The 16,165-nt window shown below is 63.4% G+C and carries 18 protein-coding genes; 6 read left to right on the forward strand and 12 right to left on the reverse strand.

Features of this window, described 5'->3' with window-relative positions:
• The first annotated feature begins 86 nt into the window (after window positions 1-86).
• Genes pxpB (JQ592_RS28265) through JQ592_RS28275 form a run of 3 tightly spaced genes read left to right on the forward strand, consistent with a single transcriptional unit; the run spans window position 87 to window position 2,559 of the window.
• A complete protein-coding gene (gene pxpB / locus JQ592_RS28265; protein ID WP_211406050.1) occupies window positions 87-782 on the forward strand; it encodes a 5-oxoprolinase subunit PxpB in 696 nt (231 codons plus the stop codon).
• Window positions 779-1,756 carry a biotin-dependent carboxyltransferase family protein gene (locus JQ592_RS28270; RefSeq protein ID WP_211406051.1) on the forward strand — a complete coding sequence of 326 codons (978 nt, stop codon included), beginning with the start codon at window positions 779-781 and terminating at the stop codon, window positions 1,754-1,756. Before pxpB (JQ592_RS28265) ends, JQ592_RS28270 begins: the two co-directional genes overlap by 4 nt.
• A 35-nt stretch (window positions 1,757-1,791) precedes the next feature.
• Window positions 1,792-2,559 (forward strand): LamB/YcsF family protein, encoded by a 768-nt coding sequence (locus JQ592_RS28275; protein ID WP_211406052.1) that lies wholly within the window; start codon window positions 1,792-1,794, stop codon window positions 2,557-2,559.
• Here the strand turns inward: JQ592_RS28275 and JQ592_RS28280 are convergent.
• From JQ592_RS28280 to JQ592_RS28305, 6 genes are read right to left on the reverse strand one after another with little or no spacing between them, the layout of a single operon-like run.
• Window positions 2,552-2,959, reverse strand: a complete 408-nt coding sequence (locus JQ592_RS28280) for an acetyl-CoA carboxylase biotin carboxyl carrier protein (protein ID WP_211406053.1) — start codon at window positions 2,957-2,959, stop codon at window positions 2,552-2,554. The genes JQ592_RS28275 and JQ592_RS28280 overlap by 8 nt on opposite strands.
• On the reverse strand, window positions 2,950-3,927 hold the full coding sequence (locus tag JQ592_RS28285; RefSeq protein ID WP_211406054.1) for a biotin-dependent carboxyltransferase family protein: 978 nt from the start codon (window positions 3,925-3,927) through the stop codon (window positions 2,950-2,952). The genes JQ592_RS28280 and JQ592_RS28285 overlap by 10 nt, the downstream gene beginning before the upstream one ends.
• Window positions 3,924-4,586, reverse strand: coding sequence for a 5-oxoprolinase subunit PxpB (gene pxpB / locus JQ592_RS28290; RefSeq protein WP_211406055.1), 663 nt, complete (start codon window positions 4,584-4,586; stop codon window positions 3,924-3,926). The genes JQ592_RS28285 and pxpB (JQ592_RS28290) overlap by 4 nt, the downstream gene beginning before the upstream one ends.
• Window positions 4,583-5,938 carry an acetyl-CoA carboxylase biotin carboxylase subunit gene (gene accC / locus JQ592_RS28295; RefSeq protein WP_211406056.1) on the reverse strand — a complete coding sequence of 452 codons (1,356 nt, stop codon included), beginning with the start codon at window positions 5,936-5,938 and terminating at the stop codon, window positions 4,583-4,585. Before accC ends, pxpB (JQ592_RS28290) begins: the two co-directional genes overlap by 4 nt.
• On the reverse strand, window positions 5,938-6,396 hold the full coding sequence (locus JQ592_RS38775; RefSeq protein WP_211406057.1) for an acetyl-CoA carboxylase biotin carboxyl carrier protein: 459 nt from the start codon (window positions 6,394-6,396) through the stop codon (window positions 5,938-5,940). Before JQ592_RS38775 ends, accC begins: the two co-directional genes overlap by 1 nt.
• Before the next feature lie 47 nt (window positions 6,397-6,443).
• Window positions 6,444-7,202: an SDR family oxidoreductase gene (locus tag JQ592_RS28305; protein ID WP_211406058.1), complete on the reverse strand. Its 759-nt coding sequence runs from the start codon at window positions 7,200-7,202 to the stop codon at window positions 6,444-6,446.
• A gap of 201 nt (window positions 7,203-7,403) precedes the next feature.
• Here JQ592_RS28305 and JQ592_RS28310 point away from each other — a divergent pair, with 201 nt between their 5' ends.
• The 3 genes from JQ592_RS28310 (at window position 7,404) to JQ592_RS28320 (ending at window position 10,082) form a co-directional block, all read left to right on the forward strand.
• The gene (locus tag JQ592_RS28310; protein ID WP_211406059.1) at window positions 7,404-8,366 is read left to right on the forward strand and encodes a LysR substrate-binding domain-containing protein; all 963 of its coding nucleotides are present in this window, start codon (window positions 7,404-7,406) and stop codon (window positions 8,364-8,366) included.
• A 96-nt stretch (window positions 8,367-8,462) separates the two neighbouring features.
• Window positions 8,463-9,134, forward strand: coding sequence for a 4-carboxy-4-hydroxy-2-oxoadipate aldolase/oxaloacetate decarboxylase (locus JQ592_RS28315; RefSeq protein ID WP_211406060.1), 672 nt, complete (start codon window positions 8,463-8,465; stop codon window positions 9,132-9,134).
• Window positions 9,135-9,641: 507 nt separating this feature from the next.
• Complete coding sequence (locus JQ592_RS28320) at window positions 9,642-10,082, forward strand: cupin domain-containing protein (protein ID WP_211406061.1); 441 nt, start codon at window positions 9,642-9,644, stop codon at window positions 10,080-10,082.
• Between the two features lie 128 nt (window positions 10,083-10,210).
• On the opposite strand, the gene JQ592_RS28325 is transcribed toward JQ592_RS28320, so the two are convergent.
• The 6 genes from JQ592_RS28325 to JQ592_RS28350 all read right to left on the reverse strand — a co-directional run bounded on the left by JQ592_RS28325 (window position 10,211) and on the right by JQ592_RS28350 (window position 15,663).
• Window positions 10,211-10,486, reverse strand: a complete 276-nt coding sequence (locus JQ592_RS28325; protein WP_246820728.1) for a hypothetical protein — start codon at window positions 10,484-10,486, stop codon at window positions 10,211-10,213.
• Window positions 10,487-10,542: 56 nt separating this feature from the next.
• On the reverse strand, window positions 10,543-11,136 hold the full coding sequence (locus JQ592_RS28330; protein WP_211406062.1) for a DsrE family protein: 594 nt from the start codon (window positions 11,134-11,136) through the stop codon (window positions 10,543-10,545).
• 38 nt (window positions 11,137-11,174) lie between these two features.
• Window positions 11,175-11,717: a hypothetical protein gene (locus tag JQ592_RS28335; RefSeq protein WP_211406063.1), complete on the reverse strand. Its 543-nt coding sequence runs from the start codon at window positions 11,715-11,717 to the stop codon at window positions 11,175-11,177.
• Entirely contained in the window at window positions 11,714-12,757 is a 1,044-nt protein-coding gene (locus JQ592_RS28340; RefSeq protein WP_211406064.1) for a TAXI family TRAP transporter solute-binding subunit, read from the reverse strand. The genes JQ592_RS28335 and JQ592_RS28340 overlap by 4 nt, the downstream gene beginning before the upstream one ends.
• Before the next feature lie 25 nt (window positions 12,758-12,782).
• The gene (locus tag JQ592_RS28345; protein ID WP_211406065.1) at window positions 12,783-15,170 is read right to left on the reverse strand and encodes a hypothetical protein; all 2,388 of its coding nucleotides are present in this window, start codon (window positions 15,168-15,170) and stop codon (window positions 12,783-12,785) included.
• Between the two features lie 271 nt (window positions 15,171-15,441).
• A complete protein-coding gene (locus JQ592_RS28350; RefSeq protein ID WP_211406066.1) occupies window positions 15,442-15,663 on the reverse strand; it encodes a hypothetical protein in 222 nt (73 codons plus the stop codon).
• Window positions 15,664-16,165 lie beyond the last annotated feature (502 nt).

Here is a 16,165-nt window from a genome sequence, read left to right on the forward strand (position 1 = left end):
AGACGAACATCGTCTTGGATCGGCTTACGCCGCTTGGCTAGATTTAGGGGTGGCAGCGCCGCGGGCGTTCGACCAGCGAGGCCCTTTTGTCGATTAATCAGCCAAACGCTCCCTTTGTCGGCACGATCGAGAAAAGCCCGAAGATCAGCCTGATCGGCACGCTTGCGATGCTGGTCGAGGCGCCCGGTGACTTCGACCTGGTTCAGCAGGGACGCGTCTGGGCCCTTGCGGAAGCAGTTTCCACTTGGCCCAACGTCCAGGAGGCCGTCATTGGCGTCACCAATGTGATGCTCGTATTCGAGCAGCCGCCGGCGGATATCGGCATGCTCAGCGCTTCGATCGTCGAGCTATGGCATCGTTTGCCCGGCCGCAATGCCGACGGCAAGCTCATCGAGATTCCCGTGGTCTATGGCGGCGAGCTCGGCTTCGATTTGCCGGCGGTGGCGAAGCGCGCCGGACTGTCCGAGCGCGCCGTCATCAGGATTCACAGCGAGGGCGAATACACCGTCTGCGCGGTCGCGAGTTCGCCGGGGTTCGGCTATCTCCACGGCCTCGATCCGCGCATCCATATGCCACGTAAATCGGTGCCGTCGCTCAACATGCGCGCAGGCTCGGTGACGATCGGCGGCATGCAGACAGGCGTCGCGGTGCTGACAAGTCCGAATGGATGGAACGCCATCGGCTGGGCCTCGATCGCGATGTTCGATCCGAAGTCCGAGCGGCCGTCGCTCATGCTTCCGGGCGACCGTGTCAAATTCAGAATCGAGCGGATCGAGCTGTGATCGAAATCCTGACCAGCCCCGCCTTCAACACCATCCAGGACCTGGGCCGCCACGGCGCGCGCCGTTTCGGCGTGAGCACCTCGGGCGCAATGGATCCCGTCGCGCTCGCCGCCGGCAATGCGCTGCTCGGCAATGACGACAATGCGGCCGGCATCGAGATCCAGACTTTTCCGTTCCGCCTGCGCTTTTCGGCCGACACCGCATTTGCGCTCACCGGTGCCGATCACGATGCGACGCTGCCCGGATCAGTCGTTCGGCCGTGGTGGTGCACGCGGGCGAAGGCGGGCGACGTTCTCGCGATCACCGCGCCGCGGCGCGGTGCGCGGGTCTACACGACGTTCGGAGGCGGCATCGAAGTTCCGCGCGTGCTGGGCTCGCGCAGCACGCATCTGCGCGGCGGCTTCGGCGGGCTCGAGGGCCGTACCTTGCAGGCGGGCGACGTCGTGCCGATCGGAAGCTCGTCGCACAGCAGCGAGGGCCGCTTCGACTTCGGCGTCGCGCCGCCGGATGTCGCGATTCCAGGCGCCGCTCCAGCGGACGATCGTGCGCTGCGGATCCGCGTGATGCGGGCCGGCGAGTACGACCTGTTCTCGGAGGCGATGCAGGCGACGTTCTGGTCGACGCGATGGAAGATCAGCGCCCAGAGCGACCGGGGCGGCTACCGCCTCACCGGCGGCAAGCTCACATTGGACGCGCCGGTCGAGATGCGCTCGCACGGTGTGGTGGCCGGCGTCGTGCAGGTGCCGCCGGCCGGCGAGCCGATCATCCAGATGAGCGATGCCAATACGGCCGGTGGCTATCCGAAGATGGCGACCGTGATCCAGGCTGATCTCTGGCGCCTCGGCCAGGCGGCACCGGGATCGGTCATCGCCTTCAGTGAGGTGAGCTACCAGGACGCGGTCGCGGCCATGGCTCCCGTCAACGACTACCTCGCGAAGCTGCGTGCGACCGCGGATCTGTATCGAGCGCTTTGAGTGGACGTCAACAATAACAAGAGCAGGGTACGAACATGAAAATCGGCATCAATTCGGACATGGGCGAAGGTTTTGGCAATTATCGCATCTGCGACGACGAGGCGCTGATGGGCATCATCTCGTCGGCCAATGTGGCCTGCGGTTTCCACGCCGGCGATCCCATCATCATGGATCGCATGGTTCGCCTGGCGAAGCAGAAGGGGGTCGAGGTCGGCGCCCATCCGGGCCTACCCGACCTGCTCGGATTTGGCCGCCGCGTGATCCAGATGGATGCCGCCGAGCTCGAGAAGCACATGGTCTATCAGATCGGCGCGTTGCAGGCGATCGCGGCCAATGCGGGCCACCGCGTGACCCATGTCAGCTTCCATGCCGCGATGGGCAACATGGTCAATGCGGAACCCGACATGGCCGATGTCGTTGCCCGCGCGATTGCGACCATCAATCGCGACTTCATCGTGTTCTCGCAGCCTGATGCCGAGATCGTGCGCGCCGCGCGCAAGGTCGGCCTGCGCATCCTCACTCTGTTCCTGGCTGATCGCGCCTATGACGAGCACGGCCAACTGGTGTCCCGCAAGCTTCCCAACTCCGTCATCACCTCGACCGAAGCGGTGGCCGAGCGGGTCAAGCGCTTCCTCGACAGCGGCACCGTGCAGACCATCGAGGGCAAGTCGATCAAGGTCGAGGCGCGCTCGATTCTGATCCACAGCGACACGCCCGGATCGGTCAACCTTGCCGCTACTGTGCGCCGCGTGATCGAGCAGGGCGGCGGCGAAGTCACGCCGGCAACGGTGCTGCTCAATTGATCGGGCGGATGCGCACAATCGGTGTAGCGTAGCCGACCGTTGCGCCAGGCTCCACGATCACGGCATCCACGGTGCCGGCCGCCGGCGCCACGATGGGCGAATACAAGAGCCCGATCTTGACGAGGCCGACGATCTCGCCGGCCTCGATGCGTTGGCCGGGTACGACGAACGGCTGGTCCCGCCAGGGATGAGCCGCAAGGAAATGTCCTGCGATGTCGGCTTTGGCGATGACGGAATGGTCTGCATCAGGGACGATAAGCGTCGGAGACGCCGCCATTCGCGGGTCCGTGTCGACGACGAGCTTCAGGGACTGGCCGGGCTCCTCGATCTCGATCGTGTCGACGCCGGACCTTTCGAGGATCTGCGCCAGACGCGCGATGTCGGTCAGCTCTATCGGCATGTTCTAGTCTCCTCGACAAGGCGCACATTGGTCCTGAGCCGCTCGAGATAGGCCGACATCTCGGCTTCGGCTGCCAGCGCATCGGTATAAGCAGTTTGCTCGAACCGCAGCTTGCCGCCGAGCCGCGCTTGCCCGACGCGCCACAGATCGGCGCGGATCACGGTTGCGATCTTCGGGTAGCCGCCGGAGGTCTGCGCGTCGCGCATCTGGATGATGGGCTGTCCGTTCGGCGGAATCTGGATGACGCCGGGGACGATGCCGTGCGAGCGCTTCTCGATCGGTGCCTTCGGCTTCACGGCGGGGCCTTGCAGGCGGTAGCCGTAACGGTTGCTCTGCGGCGTGATCTTCCAGCTGCTGGACCAGAATAGCGTCTGTGTGGCGGCGTCGAACCCGTCATACTCCCCGGCAATCACGACCCTGACGATGGTCTCGTCCGCGGCGGCGTTCGGCCGCGCCAGCGTGGTGCCGGCCGGCTCGATCCCGAGTTCCCCGATGGTCGCGCTCGACGCGGCGCAGGGCAGGACGTCGCCGGGCTGGAGCGGCCGTCCGTGCCAGCCGCCGAACTCGCCGCGAAACTGCGTGCTGCGCGAGCCCAGCACCATGGGCACGTCGATGCCGCCGCCAACGGTCAGATAGAGCCGTGCGCCGCGGGGCATTGTCTTGACGGTCAAGATATCGCCGGTACCGACGTGCGACCGCCACCATGGCGGGATCACGCGTCCTGCGATCTCGGCCTCGACATCGGCGCCCGTGAGCGCAAAGGCCATGTCCCGGCCGAAACGAAGCTTGAACGGCAGCATCGGGATTTCGATGCCGGCGGCGTTCTCGTCGTTGCCGAGAAGGATGTTGCCGGCACGCAGGGCGACATCGTCCATCGCACCCGACGTGCCGACCCCGAAGCGATACTGGTCGAAGCGGCCGAGATCCTGGACGCTCGCGGGTCCTGTGACTGACAGGATCTCGATCACCGGATCACCCGTTCGATCTCGAAACGGATCGTATCGCCCGGCGCGAGCGCGGCAGGCGTCGGCCAGGACGGATCGAAGAACGTCCAGCTGGTATGCCCGATGGCGTGCCAGCCGCTCGGCCCGGGCGATGCGGAGACACCGGTCTGCGATCCGCCGATGGAGACCGAGCCGCCAGCGGAGCGTTGCAGCGGCGTCTGCCGGCGCGGCATGGTGATGCGCGGGTCCATGCCGCCGAGATAGCAATAGCCGGGATGGCTGCCGAGCGCGAACACCGTGTAGAGCGGCGCGGCATGGATCGAGACCACGTCGTCGACGGACAGGCCGCAATGATCGGCGACGGACTGAAGAGACGATCCGATCTCGCCACCATAGGTGACAGGCAGCCTGATTTCGCGGCCGCCGATCGCGAGGCCTTCCGCCGCATCCCAACCGTCATTGAGGGCGGCGATCAGGGTGTCGAGCTCGCGCGGAGGGGTCTCGAAGGTCAGCATCAAATTGGTGATGCCGGGAATGGCCTCGCGGATATCAGGCCATTTCGATGCGATCGCCGCCAGCGACCAGATGCGCCGCTGATGCGGAAGATCGAACGCGCCGGGCGCCTCGAACAGGAGAGCTGACGTCCCGAGCAGGCTGATCCGCGATCGGTCAGGCGTCGTCATGGCGCGGCCACCTTCGTATTCATCCAGTGCTCGAGATGATGGATGTCGTAGCCGCCGCGGCAGAACGCGGGATCGGCGAGGATCGCCTGATGCAACGGCACATTGGTTCGGATGCCTTCGGCGCAGAGTTCAGACAAGGCGACGCGCGCACGCGCCAGAGCTTCTTCGCGGGTGCCGCCGTGGGCAATCAGCTTGGCGATCAGCGAGTCATAGTGCCGGGGAACGGTGGCGCCGGCGGTGATATGCGAATCGATGCGGATGCCGATGCCGCCCGGCACGTCCCAGCGCGTCACCGTGCCGGGCGAGGGCGCGAAAGTGGTGGGGTCCTCGGCATTGATGCGGAATTCAATGGCATGGCCGACACGGGCGATGTCGCCTTGCGCGATGCCCAACGGCTCGCCTTGCGCGATGCGGATCTGCGCCTTGACGATGTCGATGCCCGTCGTCATCTCGGTGACGGGATGCTCCACCTGGACGCGCGTGTTCATCTCGATGAAGAAGAATTGCCCGTCCTCGTAGAGGAATTCGAACGTGCCGGCGCCGCGATAGCCGATCCGCCGGCAGGCCTCGACGCAGCTTGCGCCCACCCGCTCGATCAGCGCGCGGTCGATGCCGGGCGCGGGAGCTTCCTCGACCATCTTCTGGTTCCTGCGTTGAAGCGAGCAGTCGCGGTCGCCGAGCCAGAGATGGTTGTCGTGCCGGTCGCACAGCACCTGAATCTCGATATGGCGCGGTTTTTCGAGGAATTTCTCGATGTAGACCGCAGCGTTCTTGAAGGCCTTGCTGGCTTCCGCGCGGGTCAGCGCCAGCGCCTCGTCCAGCGCGGCCTCGCTGCGCACGATCCGCATGCCGCGTCCGCCGCCGCCGCCGGCGGCCTTGATGATGACGGGGTATCCGATGTCCCGCGCGATCGCGCGCACCTCGACCGGATCTTCCGGCGGGGTGCTGTCCGGCCCGGGCACGCAAGGCACGCCCGCCATCCGCATCGCGCGCTTGGCTGCGACCTTGTCTCCCATGGTCCGGATACAATCGGCCGGCGGGCCGATGAAAGTGAGGCCGGCGCGCGCGACCCGATCGGCGAACTCTGCACTCTCAGAGAGGAAGCCGTAACCCGGGTGGATCGCCTGGGCGCCGCTGACCTCGGCTGCGAGCAGGATCGCCGCAACGTTGAGATAGGTGCTGCTCGCGGGCGCCGGCCCGATGCAGAGCGCCTGGTCTGCGAGCGCGACATAGCGCGCGTCGCGGTCCGCCTCCGAGTGAATGACGACCGTCTTGAGACCCATCGCCCGACAGGCGCGCTGGATGCGAAGCGCGATCTCGCCGCGATTGGCGATCAGGACCTTGTCGAACATCAGGACGAACCCGCAGGACCGATCCGGAACAGGGCTTGACCCGCTGCGATCTCCTCACCGTTCTCCGCGAGGATTGCAAGCACGACACCGGGCGCCTCGGCCGCGATGTCGATGAAGGTCTTCATCGCTTCGATGATGCAGATCTTCTGCCCGGCCTCGATCCGCGCGCCGACCTCGACCAGCGGCGGCTCGTCCGGCGCCGCAGCGCGGTAGAAGATGCCATGCATCGGCGCGGGCACGATGACGTCAGTAGCAGCCTCGGGAGCCGGGCTTGCCTGGTGATCGAGCGTGGGAGCCTCAACGCTGATCACGCTTGCAGGCTGCGCGGGGACCGCAGGTGCTCCTGCAGACACGCGCTTGAGGATGCGGATGCGGGCGCCGTCCTGCGTGAGGTCCAGCTCCGCGATGGAGGAGCGCGTAACGAGATCGACGAGTTGTTCGATTTTGGCGAGGTCCACAGTCACGTTCCGCGTTGACGGCCTGTCGAGTTCGGGGCGTTCATGCGTCACTCCGCAGGCGGCCGGCTCTTCTGTGCAAAATTGAGGCCGCCGACGACCTGCTGGGTCGGTAGGACTTCCATGAAGGCGACATTCATGCGCGCCGGCGACCCAACCGCGAACGCGATCGAATTGGCGATGTCCTCGGGCTGAAGTGAATCATAGTCGTCGAAGAAGCGACGCTTGGCTTCGGCGAGATCACCCAGCAGCCGGCCGAAAACCTCGGTCTCGACCCGGGCCGGCGATATCTCGGTGACGCGAACCCTGGTCCCATAGAGATCGACGCGCAGTTGCTGCGATAGCGAGTGAATGCCGGCCTTGGTGGCGTGATATACGGTGTTGCCGCCGCCAAACGCGTAGTGGCCGGCGATCGAGGAGATGTTGACGACGTGGCCGCGGTCGCGGCGTGCCATGCCCGGCACGATCAGCCGCGTCAAGTGCAGGACCGCGCGCAAATTGACGTCGATGAGGGCGTCGACATCCTCGGGTGTGGTGTCCAGGATATTGCCGCGCCGGGACTGGCCGGCGTTGTTGACCAGGACATCGAACTCGGCCGACTTCGCCAATGTCGCAAGCGCGTCGAGGTCGCTGATGTCGACGGCGCAGGGGCGGCATCCGGTCTCCGCGGACAGGGCGCTCAGGCGAGCGGCGTCGCGCGCTACGGCGTAGACTTCGAGCCCTTCCACACTCAGGCGGCGAACCGTCGCAGCCCCTATTCCGGAGGATGCGCCCGTCACCAGGGCCGTCCGATAGTCCGAAAATCCCATCCGCGAGGGCTCCTCTGCTACCGTCCAACCCGCTGGTGGCGTCGGCTGCAACGCGAGCGGCGGACGAGTTCAGCACTAGCTATAGGCCCCTCAGGTTCCCGGTGGTAAGAACAATTCCTTCTGATCCCATAGCTTCAGCCTATTGCTGCTGCATTGCTCCCTGACTGGATATCCGGAGACGTCGTATTGGATACAAAGCGCTTGGAGGCCTTCATCAAGGTCGTGGATCTCGGCAGCATGACGAGCGCGGCGAAGGTGCTGAATGTCGCGCAGCCGGCCCTGAGCCAGCACATTGCGAGCCTGGAGGCGGATTTCAAGTGCAAGCTGCTCGACCGCAGCGCCCGCGGGGTCAAACCTACCGAGGCCGGACGAATCCTCTACCGTTATGCCAAGTCGATCCAGCGGCAGCTCGAAGAGGCCAGGCGCACCATTCTGGACAACAAGCCGGAGCTGACCGGCAACGTCACGATCGGCCTGGCCCCGCTCAGCTCGGCGGCATTGCTGGCGACCCCGCTGCTCACGCAGATACGCGAACGCTATCCCGGCATCGTGCCGCACATTTACGACAGCTCCGGGGTCATGCTCAGCGAGATGATGCTGAAGGGGAGCATGGATATGGCTGTCCTCTACGGCGAGCGCCCGGTGACCGGTCTCGATTACAAGCCGCTGATGCGCGAGTACTTCTATCTTGTCGCGCCCCGCAGCATGTATCCGGAACAGATGCCTCCTGATGAAGTTTCCGCGGCGGAGGTCGCGCAATTCGACCTGCTCCTGCCATATCGGGAATCCTTCCTGCGACAGACCGTCGAGCGGGTCTGTGCCGAGGCGGGACTCCGCCCGCGCATCGTCGCCGAGATCCATTCCCAATCGACCTTGTCTTCGGCGATTGCAGCCGGAGTGGGGGCGGCAGTGCTGCCCATGTCGATCGCAAAGGAGTTGCCGAACCTCGACGAACTTTGCATTCGGCGGATCAACGCGCCGTCGGCCTCGCAGCAGATGTCGCTATGCATTTCCGATAACGCAGCGTTGTCCGACGCCGCATTCGCCGTCTACAAGATCTTGCTCGAGATCATCGTCAAGACCTGGGGGCCGTTCGATGTCCACCTCGGCTCGGGTGCCATCGCCACCGGTGGTCCAACGTCAGGGCCGAAGGACGAGCCATAACAAAACACGATGCGGCAATCCTAAAATCTGAATTTGCCGCCTCAAGGCGGTTGATTATGGAGGTGTAACGGAGATCGCGACCGCAAGGAGGTTATCATGGTGCATGTGATCAGGACATTCGAACGGCCCACCGCCGAGCTTGTCGAGCGCATCAAGAAGTTTCCTCCGTCCACCCTTCACGAGGCGCAGGGACGATCGGGCGCGCTGACCTCCCGCATCAAGCCGATCTATTCCGGGATGCGCGCCTGCGGGCCGGCACTGACGGTGAGCTGCCATCCGGCCGACAACATGATGCTGATCACGGCGATTTCGCTGGCCAAGCCGGGCGACGTGCTCGTGGTGAGCGCGGGCGATCATCCCGAGCAGGGCGGCTTCGGCGAGGTGCTGGCGACGGCCTGTGTCGCCAAGGGCATCGTCGGGCTGGTCACGGATGCCGGCGTTCGCGACGGCCTTGCGGTGCGTGACACCGGCTTCAACGTCTTCTCCTACGGCCTCTGCATGAAGGGCACGGTCAAGGAGACGCTCGGCACCATCAATCAGCCGATCGTCATCGGCGGCATCGCCGTCCGCCCCGGTGACATCGTGAGCGCCGATGACGATGGAGTCGTGATCGTGCCGAAGGAGAACATCGCCGATGTCTGCGTCAAGTCGGCGGCGCGCGAGGACAAGGAAGCCGGCGTGATGAAGGCCCTCAAGGCCGGCGGCGACATCCTCGAACTGTCTGGCATCGGCAAGGTGCTGGAGTCCAAGGGCTGCACCTTCGCCTGAGCGGGCAAGCGCCGCACGCAACAGCAGGAAAACCAGTGGCAGCCATTCTCGGCTCGGGCGAGCATCGCTACGGCCCCGCCATGCCGGTCCGCGCCTCGCGTTGCCTGCAGAAGCTGGAGCGGGCGGCCGACGTTCCGCGCTAGAGGCGAGCGTCGCCGGCCGCATATCGTCCCGTCCTGTGGATCGATGACACATCGTCATGATCGGGGCCCGGGGTGTGTCGGAACGCCGGAATTTTTGTCAGATCGGGGATTTCCGAACAGTCAAGCTCTCCGGCACGTCGCTCTTTGCCAACAGCACGCGGTTGGTTCCTGAGCCGTCAATCGCCACGAGGCGGATCAAACACCATCCGTGAACTTGCCGGGAAGAGGTACCTCTTAGTGGTGATGCGACAACGCGGCCTCTTCACGCGCTTCACAGGAAGCCTGAATATGCAAGTCACTGGGGACGCCGGGATCCGGCGCCAGATATCCTTGAAGCAATGCGAATGATGCATGCGAGGCGTTGATGCGCGAACTTGTTCAAGCGGCATATTGCGAGACGGTCAATCTCAAGCCTGCTCCGATAGAGCCGTCGTGGATCATTGAAGGCAATCCGGAAGCTCGTTCGCACCTTGTGTCGAGGAGCGCATGTAAGACTGCCTGGACCATGATCTGGTCCTGCACCCAGGGCAAGTTCAACTGGCATTACGATTTCGACGAGACCGTCGTGATCCTCGAAGGATCAATCATGCTCGAGGTCGACGGTGCACCGCCGACGCGTTATGGTGCCGGCGACGTGATCTTGTTCCGCACCGGTGCGCATGCCAAGTGGCACGTCGAGGATCGTGTGAAGAAGGTCGCCTTCTGCCGGCTGAACAATCCGGCTCCGCTGGGCTTCGCCATCCGTGCTGCCAACAAGCTCAAGTCAATGATGCCCGGGCAACCTGCGGCGTCGCGACTTACTTGACGGGATGCAAGGCAATTGCCGGAAATGAAATGGAAGGAACGTCGCTCAACGCAAGCTCTACTTCTCTCCATTACATTGGAACGACCTTAGAGCAGGCCTGCGTTTCTGGCCCGACGCCAGCCCATCCATCAATCCGATTTCATCGGGTCGACGTCGTCGTCAATCGCCGCCACGTAGTTCACGTGCAGAGTGATTGGAACTTTCGATCCGTCCAGGACCAGACGGAGGCTTTTCGGATAAAATCCGCCGCCAATGACGCGTCCGGTCTTTCCAGCCAAGCGAGCGCCGGCTTCAGGCTTTACCTGAACGCGTGAGCCCGGAGGAAACCCGAGATTGGTGCTGGCTGATTCCGGCATGGCTTTCACGGCAGTGAATGACGCAGTGCTCGACACCGCGAATTTCAAAGGAAATGCTCCCAGACGCGGCGAGGGCGGCCGACGTCATTGCCGCTACCCACCTGTCACGGCTTGACGTAGGTCCAGCCCATCTCTTGCAATTCCATCACGCGCACGACGCCCGATTTCACGATCTCCGCCTGGCGAACAATCGGTATGTCCCTGTTCTCGGCCTTCTTCATTTTCTCCTGGGTGTTGCCGCAGGCCTTGAACGAAACCTCAGGCGTGCTGAGAGCCATTTCCTCGATGCGCGCTTTTACCGGCGATGTGTCTTCACGCAGCATGTGGAGTCCGGGTCCAAATGTGACGACCTCGATCCTCACCTTCTCGCCGGCGTCCTTGTAGTACTGCGCCACGTTGATCGCGTTGTTGAGCGCGAGATTCATCGCCGGGGCGTCATTGGTGTTTACCTGCAGGATCAAATGATGCTCTCTCTGCTTCGGTGCAGCCGACTCCTTCGTATGGGCAGGCGCGGCCTGCTTCCGCTTGGCCGGCTTCGCGACGTGTTGTCTCGCGTGCGCCGCCTTATGCTGGACGGATTGCCCGTCTGCCGGCGTCCAGTATCTTCCGCCCTGTTCCGCGACTGCAAACGATGCAGAAGCCAGAACAGCAATCGCTGCCATCGCGAACACTTTGGCAATATGTTGGAACGTCATCATTATCCGCCTCCGTCGAAGAAAACAGGTTTTGCATCCCATCATTGACCCGGTGTCGCGATTGCGCGCGGCCATTTGCACGCCGCTGCGATCTTCGCGCGCGCTTCGTCCAATCCAGCGAGGGAGAAGGTGCCGTCATGGGCGTTGCCCCCCCGTTTTGAGACCAGGACCATAAGATCCCCGCTGTCTGGAAGTGACTGCAGCAGGCGAACAACGTCCCCGGTAAAGGCGACGCCGGGCCCGAACGTCGGGGTGGCTGCCGCGACTTGCACCGCCGGGTTATCATTGATGCGATAGGAAATTGCATCGTCACCGCCTCCGCGGGAGATGCCAGGTCCCGTGAGCACCAATTCAGTCCGGCCGCTGCGGCAGCGAATTGATAATTGCATCGCAGACTCGCCGGCTCCGTTGCGTGACGAGGTCGTGGCAGTCGCGATCGGAGAGTAGTCTATCGGCGAGGTCGTCTGGCTGACGACCCAGCCGTCTTCGGAGGACTGACGATGCTGTGTCATCGAATCCTGGGCCGCCGCTATGCCGCCTGTAGCCCCGAGCACTATGGGAAGCAGGATCACGGCGCGGTTCATTGCGATGCTTGTGTTGCGCGGTGCTGACGATCCAGCCACGCTTGCGCCGCAGGGACGCGCACGAGACCCGGAACTGTCGCAGCAAGATTGATGGATTTCCACTTCGGGTCGAAACCGGGCGCCTGCAGCCTGTCGATCCGGGAGAACAGATGTTCGATGAAGCGTGAGACGCGCTCGGAGCGATTCGACTTAACCGGCCAATTGAAGGCGACCAGAGCGGTCGGCACGGCGATCGTCGAAATCCGTTCGCCCGGCTTGATCAGATTGGGATAGTCGGCTTCACCGAGGGAGGCGGGAAGATAGTAGTCCTCGAACTTGTCGTCGTAGGGGAGGGACAGGAACTTGAAACCCGGCTCCCAGCGGCCTCGCACGAAAGCATCCACTGGCTTCGATGTAATGAAGACAACCGCTGCAATCTCGCCCTTGCGCATCTGCTCAAGCGCGACCTGGTGCGGAATGAACGTTTTTTCCACCTCGAGCTTGAGGCGGCTGAAGATCAGCGGGCCCGAATAGGCCGCAGCGGTGCCCTGCGTATTGAAGTTGACCTTCTTGCCGGAAAGATCGCTCAAGCTCTGGATCTCCGGTCGCACGAAGATATGCAGCTCGGACGGGAACAGATTCAGGACATACGCAATTCGTCGCTGGATGTCCGGAACCTGGCTTTTGTATTCCTCGAGTGCGTCGGAATTGATGATTGCGGCGTCGATGCCCCGCAAATAGAGCAGGGAATTCAGGTTTTCAGTGGCTCCGCGAGTGACGACCGGCAGAACGTGCAGGTTATCTCCATCGTCGACCACACGTGCGATCTCCGCCGCCAGGCGGATCGGTGCACCTTCGAGCAGGCCTCCGGCCAGGCCGACAGTCCAGGCGTTCATGGAGAGCACCTCAGGTCTTGGTCGCGGAGGCGCGGGCCGAACTGGCCGAGCATCGTGGGACTGCGAATTCAACGGCCGCGCATCCGCCCAGGGCTGAATGGCCACGAGCGATGATGCGAACGCCGCAAGCAAGGCCAGTCGGCGGAATCCTATGAACCCTTTCATCGACGAACTCCTTGACGCACGCTTTCTATCGGCGCAACGCTTCGTATCGCGCTTTTGCTTCCTTGATTCCCCCGGCTTCGGCTCGCGCATAAAGATCTCGCGCTTTAGTGGAATCCCCTTGCGTTCCGTACGTTCCGAAATTCGGCAGGATCAGCGGATCGTAGGTTTCCGCGAGCGCGAAGCTTGCTTTCGCGCTCCCCATCTCAGCGGCGCGCTCCAGCACGATCCGGGCCGAGCCGATGTCTCCCTGTTCAAGGAGTGCGCTCGCGCGCGCGACCAATTTCTCCGCCTGCGCGCTGTTGTTAGACTGGACCTCAGCATTGCCCTGGCTGCGCGCCGGTATGGCCTTGTCTTGGACTGGTCTGTCTCCGACCGATTTCTGTTGAATGGGCTTGTCGTGGACGAGTCCATCTTGCGTAGGCCGGTTTTGGATTGGCCGGGGCGGCGCCGACGGCGGCTCCTCGCGCGCGGCCTTGCCGGTGGTAGCCGGCGGAGGCGCAGCGGAGAGAGTTTTCGCCGCAAGCGCGCCGTTATCTCGACGCGCCAATGCCAGATCCTTTTCCAACCCCTCGGCGCGCTCGCGCTCACGCTGCAACAGGCTCCGCAGCTCGGCCGATTCGCGCTCTCCGGCCTGCTTGATCCGTGCCATGTCCTCGCTCGCCTTGGACGCCCGTTCGGTCTGCGCGTCGAGCTCGCGGCTTGCTTTCGCAAAGTCCCGGGCCAGCTGTTCAGCCCGCTCGCGCTCCCGACGCTGCGACTGCTCCAGCGAGGCCGTATTGCTCGCCGCCGTCTGTCTGAGCTGTGCCGCTTCCTCGCTGGCTTTGGCCGCTTGAGCTTCGTATGCGTAGACCTTGCTGCGAGCGATCGAGAGATCCTGCGCCAGCGCATCGGCTCTCTCGCGCTCCTTCTGCATCGACCGTCTCTGCTCCGCGGCGCCAGCCTTGGCTGCTTGCGTCAGCTTGGCGACTTCGTCGCTGGCATTTGCCGCCAGCGCCGTCTGCGCATCAATGTCTCGTCGCGCAACCGCAAGCGCCTGCTCGAGCTGGTTGATCCGATCCCGCTCCTGCTTTAGGGAGTTTTGCAACTCTGCTGCGCTGCTTTCTCCTGCCACTTTCGGTAGGGAGGCGTTTTCGTCGGCTTTCGCCACCGGTGCCGTTTGTACCTGGTATGCATAAATAGCGGTTCTTGTCAGGGAGAGATCCTGCTCAAGCATGTCGGCCCCGGGGCGCTCTTTCTGCATCGATTGCCTCAAGGCACTGGCCTCCGCCGCCCGACTTCGCTGCGAAAGTTCCTTGTTTGCCCTTGCCGCCAGCGCAGACCGGGTTTCGGCATCGTGCCGCGTGGCTGCCAGATCCTGCTCCAACCGCACCGACCGCCCGCGCTCCTGCTGCAGCGTCTTCTGGAACTCCGCGGCGCCGCGCTCGCCCGCCTGTTTCAGCCGCAACGTTTCCTCACCTGCTTTCGTCGCCAGAGCAGTCTGGGTTTCGAGATCGCGCCGCGCGGCTGCGAGATCCTGCTCCAGCCGCGCCGACCGCTCGCGCTCCTCCTGGAGCGATGTCCACAGCTCCGCGGCGCCGCTTTCGCTCGCCTGTTTCAGCCGGGACGTTTCCTCGCCTGCTTTCGCCGCCAGCGCAGTCTGGGTTTCGACGTCGCGCCGCGCGGCTGCGAGATCGTGCTCCAGCCGCGCCGACCGCTCGCGCTCCTCCTGGAGCGATGTCTGCAGCTCCGCGGCGCCGCTTTCGCCCGCCTGTTTCAGCCGGGACGTTTCCTCACCTGCTTTCGTCGCCAGCGCAGTCTGGGTTTCGACGTCGCGCCGCGCGGCTGCAAGATCCTGCTCCAGTCGCGCCGATCGCTCGCGCTCCTCCTGCAGCAATGTCTGCAGCTCAGCCGCGCCCCTTTCGCTCGCTTGATTCAGCCGGGAAGCTTCCTTCAGTCGGGAGGCTTCCTCGACGGCCTTCGACGCCAGGGCCTTTTGGGTTTCGATCTCGCGCCGCGCGGCGTCAAGATCCTGCACCAGCCACTCGGTCCGATCGTGCTCCTGCTCGAGACGTTGCAGCAACTCGATGTCGCGCCTTGCAAGGGCAAGTTCGCAGGTCAGTGATTCTGACCAGTCGCGTTGCTGTTCCGGAGGTCGCTGCAGAGTTCCCGTGTCGCCAGTCGTCGCTTGCGCAATCTGTATCGGCTTGTCGTTGCCGCCTTGGCGCCGCAGCAAGGTTTCGAACTCGTCGGAGCCGAGTTTGCGGGCAGTCATCGCCTCGCGTGCAGCTGCGAAGTGCCGCGGCTGAGCCGGGTACGCCTCCGTTTCCGATGCCCATGTCATGGTGAGCATGAAGGCTGCTATCCACAGGGGTGCGCATCGTCCCAGCGTGAGGGAGATCTTCATTTCCCCGTTGAGCATCACCGTGCGGGCCATCTGCAATCACCTGCCGCGGTAGCGATACGACATCCTTCAGATGTCTTCAGATGCTTCGTTATGATTATGCCCTCCAACTTTACGCGAGTCATATAGCTCGCATGGAGGACCCTCCCCACACTTTTGGGTTAGGCCACGGATTGTGCCCGATCATCGAAGCCGTGAACTGCTCAAAGTTCTTTTCTGTGTATCTCGCGACTCCAGGTTGGTATTCCGTTTGGCCGAAAGCAAACGGGTCGACAATCCTCACGTGCAACCACAATCAACCGTGCTAGAGATCTCGCGTTTGCCGCTTGAAGAACGGCAGCAGCTTCTCGAAAATCTCATACCGATGCCGGTCGATTTCCCAATTGAGTGCGTCACTAAAGCTGGGCGCGTGGGTATGGATCATTTCCCGGTCTGCTGAGACTTTCGTCGGCGTTCCGTCTAGGTCTACCCAGCCGCTCAGGGTTTTGCCGTCCCACTCAAGAGTTTGCGTGCGACTGATCGACAAGCTGGCCTCCGAGTAGCGCCTTCCTGGTTCGCCATTGCATTGCCCTCAACCTTTGCCCAGAAACAGCGCTTTAGAACAACTGCCATGGATGGGTACTCCGTGTGCGGATCGGCCTGCACCAACCGCCATTTGAAATTGCATGTCGCGCGTCCAATGATGCTTTGCACCTGATCGGCCATGTGCGGATCCAGAGCAAAGCGCGTAAGCCCGCAGCGTCGAGGCGTTGAAGGCCTCGCCCGGATTTTGGCTCGGCGTCCGATCCCTTTGGCTGTTCTCGGACAGCAAAGCGATCACGCGCTCGCCTTCCTTCTGGTGGGGTTTTCTTCGGTCTCGCCTATCCGCAGCGGCGCTGGACTGCTTCAGCGGTCGCTGTTGCCCCGATCGGCTTGCTTGAGATTATGCAACTTGGGTGCCGGGACGGCACGCGAGGCGTAAGGATTATGTGGTTGATGCGCTCTCAGCCTGCGTTGCTTCGCGCTGGCCGCAGTGGCCAACTGGATGA

The sequence above is a fragment of the Bradyrhizobium iriomotense genome (assembly GCF_018129405.1).
Classification (GTDB): domain Bacteria; phylum Pseudomonadota; class Alphaproteobacteria; order Rhizobiales; family Xanthobacteraceae; genus Bradyrhizobium; species Bradyrhizobium iriomotense_B.

Excerpts from the sequence above, each read along its gene's own strand:
- JQ592_RS28275 (WP_211406052.1), top strand. The coding sequence starts at position 1,792 with ATGAAAATCGGCATCAATTCGGACATGGGCGAAGGTTTTGGCAATTAT.
- JQ592_RS28280 (WP_211406053.1), bottom strand. The coding sequence starts at position 2,959 with ATGCCGATAGAGCTGACCGACATCGCGCGTCTGGCGCAGATCCTCGAA.
- pxpB (WP_211406055.1), bottom strand. The coding sequence starts at position 4,586 with ATGACGACGCCTGACCGATCGCGGATCAGCCTGCTCGGGACGTCAGCT.
- accC (WP_211406056.1), bottom strand. The coding sequence starts at position 5,938 with ATGTTCGACAAGGTCCTGATCGCCAATCGCGGCGAGATCGCGCTTCGC.
- JQ592_RS28305 (WP_211406058.1), bottom strand. The coding sequence starts at position 7,202 with ATGGGATTTTCGGACTATCGGACGGCCCTGGTGACGGGCGCATCCTCC.
- JQ592_RS28315 (WP_211406060.1), top strand. The coding sequence starts at position 8,463 with ATGGTGCATGTGATCAGGACATTCGAACGGCCCACCGCCGAGCTTGTC.
- JQ592_RS28320 (WP_211406061.1), top strand. The coding sequence starts at position 9,642 with ATGCGCGAACTTGTTCAAGCGGCATATTGCGAGACGGTCAATCTCAAG.
- JQ592_RS28330 (WP_211406062.1), bottom strand. The coding sequence starts at position 11,136 with ATGATGACGTTCCAACATATTGCCAAAGTGTTCGCGATGGCAGCGATT.
- JQ592_RS28335 (WP_211406063.1), bottom strand. The coding sequence starts at position 11,717 with ATGAACCGCGCCGTGATCCTGCTTCCCATAGTGCTCGGGGCTACAGGC.
- JQ592_RS28340 (WP_211406064.1), bottom strand. The coding sequence starts at position 12,757 with ATGAAAGGGTTCATAGGATTCCGCCGACTGGCCTTGCTTGCGGCGTTC.
- JQ592_RS28345 (WP_211406065.1), bottom strand. The coding sequence starts at position 15,170 with ATGGCCCGCACGGTGATGCTCAACGGGGAAATGAAGATCTCCCTCACG.